At 70.6% G+C, this 3,675-nt stretch carries 3 protein-coding genes; 2 read left to right on the plus strand and 1 reads right to left on the minus strand.

Annotation, left to right across the window (positions count from 1 at the left end; genetic code table 11):
* Positions 1-179: 179 nt before the first annotated feature.
* Complete coding sequence (locus tag CH341_RS29395) at positions 180-1,529, minus strand: sigma-54-dependent transcriptional regulator (protein WP_111422867.1); 1,350 nt, start codon at positions 1,527-1,529, stop codon at positions 180-182.
* 302 nt (positions 1,530-1,831) lie between these two features.
* Between CH341_RS29395 and CH341_RS29400 the strand changes: the two genes are divergently transcribed.
* Both CH341_RS29400 and CH341_RS29405 read left to right on the plus strand, forming a co-directional pair.
* A complete protein-coding gene (locus CH341_RS29400; protein ID WP_170149858.1) occupies positions 1,832-2,596 on the plus strand; it encodes a TetR/AcrR family transcriptional regulator in 765 nt (254 codons plus the stop codon).
* A gap of 16 nt (positions 2,597-2,612) precedes the next feature.
* Positions 2,613-3,584 carry a Bug family tripartite tricarboxylate transporter substrate binding protein gene (locus CH341_RS29405; RefSeq protein WP_111422873.1) on the plus strand — a complete coding sequence of 324 codons (972 nt, stop codon included), beginning with the start codon at positions 2,613-2,615 and terminating at the stop codon, positions 3,582-3,584.
* Positions 3,585-3,675: the final 91 nt, after the last annotated feature.

Consider the following 3,675-nt stretch of genomic DNA (forward strand, 5'->3'; position numbering starts at 1 on the left):
GGGGAGGGGAGCAGAGGCGCTGCGGTCCCTCGTCTTCTCCGATCTAGGCGCTTCGGCTCCCCTCCTCCCATTCGCGTCAGCGAATGGCGGGGAGGGGTCGGGGGTGGGGGGCGGATCTGGCTCCGACCTTGTTCGTAATGGATTCGAGCTGGTCCACCGAACACCGGGCCGGCGCTACGCTACTCCTCGTCGAGGCCGTGCTTCTTGATCTTGTCGAACAGGGTCGACTTGGCCATCGACAGCGTCTTGGCGGCGCGCAGCACGTTGCCGTGCTGGCGGCGCAGCTCCTCCGCGATCAGCGACTTCTCGAACAGGTCGACGGCCTCGGTGAGCGGCACCGGCCGGTCGTTCGCCGTGCTCGACACCTTGATGCCGAGCACGTGGCGCTCGGCGTAGTTGCGCAGCTCGCGGACATTGCCGGGCCAGCCATAGGCCATCAGCTCGCGGATCGTCGCCTCGGTGATCTCGGGCGGCTCGCGGCCGTGGCGCAGCGCCGCCTGGGTGACGAAATGCTCGAACAGCAGCGGCACGTCCTCGCGCCGGGCGCGCAGCGGCGGCAGCTCGAGCGCCACGACGTTGAGGCGGAAATACAGGTCGTTGCGGAACCGGCCCGCGGCGCTCTCGGCCGCGAGGTCGGCCTTGGTGGCGGCGACGACGCGGAAGTCCACGGCGATCTGCTGGTTGGAGCCGAGCCGCTCGATGGTGCGCTCCTGCAGGACGCGCAGGAACTTGATCTGCATCGGGATCGGCATGCTCTCGATCTCGTCGAGGAACAGCGTTCCGTGCGCCGCGTGCTCGATCTTGCCGATCCGCCGCTTGACAGCGCCCGAGAAGGCGCCGGCCTCGTGCCCGAAGATCTCGCTGTCGAACAGCGTCTCGGGCAGGCCGCCGCAGTTGAGCGCGACGAACGGCCCGCGCCGGCCGGAGGCGTCGTGCAGGCAGCGCGCCACCAGCTCCTTGCCGGTGCCGGTCTCGCCGAGGATCAGCACGTCGGCCGAGGTCGCGGCGACCTCGGTGATGGTCTGCCGCAACTGGCCGACGACGGGCGAGCGGCCGATGACGCGGCTCTCCAGGCTGCCGAGCCCGGCGAGCTGCTTCTTGAGGCCGCGCACCTCCAGCGTGAGGGTGCGCTTCTCCAGCGCGCGCCGTACCACCTCGACCAGGTGCTGGGACGTGAACGGCTTCTCGATGAAGTCGTAGGCGCCGTCCCGCATCGCCTGCACGGCGGTAGCGACATCGGCGTGGCCCGTGATCAGGATCACCGGCAGGGCGGCGTCCTGCGCCACCAGCTCGCGCATGTAGGAGAGGCCGTCCTGCCCGGGCAGCCGGATGTCGCAGACGACGACGCCGGCGAAGCTCGGGCCGAGCAGGCGCTGCGCCTTCTCGGTCGATTCGACGCCGAGCGCGCGAATCCGCTCCAGCGCGAGCGCCTGGATGCAGCCGAGCCGGACGTCGGCGTCGTCCTCGATGATGACGACCTGCGGATCGGCGGCGGCCGCCCCGGCGGGCGAGGGGCGTTGATGGGGCATGGGGGTCCGACTCTCCGGCGCGCCGTCCGTCCGCACGTGCAGACCCGACGAGCCACGGGGCCACCCTGATAGATCGGCGGGCGCGCCGTCAACACTAGGGCGTCCTACGTAGCACGCGTCCGTGCCCGTCCCCCGGCGACCGGCCCGGCCGGCGCGCCTCCGCCTCGCGGTGAAAATTCAGTCAATTGACTGACTGACGGGGGTGTGCTGGGATCACCGGCGAAACGAGCGAGCCGATCGGAGGAGACGTGGCCGAGGCCGGCAGGGGAACGCGGACGGCGCGGCGTGGTGCCGGGGGGACGGTGCCGCGGACCCGTGCCGCGTCGCCAGCGCTTGCAAGGCCGGCCGAGACCGAGGCCGAGGACGCCGGCACGGCCGATCGCATTCTCGACGCCGCCGAGGCGCTGTTCGCGGAGCGCGGCTTCCACGCCGTCGCGGTGCGCGAGATCACCAGCGCGGCCGACGTCAACGGCGCCGCCATCTTCTATCATTTCGGCCGCAAGGAGGATCTGCTCGCCGCCGTGCTGGAGCGCCGCGCCGCGCCGCTCGCGGCCGAGCGCCGCCGCCGGCTCGACGCGCTGCTCGACGGCCCCGCCGCGGCACTCACCCTGGAGGCGCTGATCGAGGCCTATCTGGCGCCCGGCCTCACCATCGGGTTCGGCTCGTCGGAGGCGCGCATCCGCTTCGGCCGGCTGCGTGGCCGCATCACGGCCGACAGCGGCGACGCGCGCGTGCAGGAGATTCTGCGTCGGCATTATCGCGAGCCCGGTCGCCGCTTCCTCGAAGGCGTGGCGCGCCTGCTGCCCGATCTCGCGCCGCAGGATCTGCAGTGGCGCTATCACGTGATGATCGGGACGCTGATCCACCTGCTCGGCAAGCCGGGCCGCGTCCAGGCGGTCGCCGACGATCCGCCGGACTCCACCTACGACCCGTCCGACATGGAGACGGCGCAACGCGTGCTGGTGCCGCTGCTCGCGGCCGTGTTCCGTGCCCCGCCCACCCTCGCCGACGCGACCGCGCCGTCGCGCCGCCCCCGCCGCAACGACAAAAAAGACTCTCCGTCCTGAACCCCGGGAGGTTCTCGTGCCCAAGTCGATGTCTCGCGCGGCTCTCGCCGCGCTCGCCCTGCTGCTCGCGCCGCTCGTTGCGGGGCCGGCCCGCGCCGAATATCCGGACAAGATCATCCGGATCATCAATCCGTTCCCGCCCGGCGTCTCGACAGACGTTCTGGCCCGCGGGCTCGCGCAAAAGCTGACCGAGTATCTCGGCCAGTCGGTGATCGTCGAGAGCCGCCCCGGCGCCAACGGCATTCTCGCTTCCACCACGGTGGCGAAGTCCGAGCCGGACGGCTACACGATGCTGCTGACCACCGGCTCGCACGTCGCCAACCCGATCGTCCAGAAGCACGTGCTGTACGATCCGGTGAAGGACTTTTCGCCCGTCACCTTGCTGGCGCAGTCCTACGGCTTGGCGCTGGTGTCGAACCTGCCGGGCAAGTCGGTCGCCGACATCGTCGCGCTGGCCAAGCAGAAGCCCGGCACGCTCACCTACGCGACCTCGGGCGTCGGCAACCTCACCCACGTCGCCGGCCGGCTGTTCGAGGTGCGGGCCGGCATATCGATGACGGCCGTGCCCTACAACACGCCGGCGCTGATGAGCGACGTGATCGGCGGCACCGTGTCGATGACCTTCGTGTCGACCGTCACGGCGGTGCCGCTGGTCAATGCCGGCACCATCAAGGCGTTCGCCATCACGGGCTCGCGCCGCACCCCGGCGCTGCCCGACACGCCGACCATGCAGGAGGCCGGCGTCAAGGACTACGAGCTGCTCGGCTGGTTCGGCGTGCTGTTTCCGGCCTCGACGCCGCGCGACCGCGTCGAGCGCATGCATCGCGAGATCGCCCGCGCCCTGCAGACGCCCGAGCTCAAGAAGCTGATCGAGGACTCCGGCCTCTATGTCGACGGCGCCGGCCCCGACGCGTTCAAGACCTTCCTGGAGAACGACGTCGCCTATCAGACCCGCCTGATGGACGAGATCGGCCTGAAGCCGCAGTGAGCACGAATGATGTGAACGGATAAGACGGAACGTCTTCGATCCTGGGCCGCCCCCCACCCCCGACCCCTCCCCGCCACTCGCTATGCGAGCG

It is taken from the genome of Rhodoplanes roseus (assembly GCF_003258865.1).
GTDB classification, from domain to species: Bacteria; Pseudomonadota; Alphaproteobacteria; order Rhizobiales; family Xanthobacteraceae; genus Rhodoplanes; species Rhodoplanes roseus.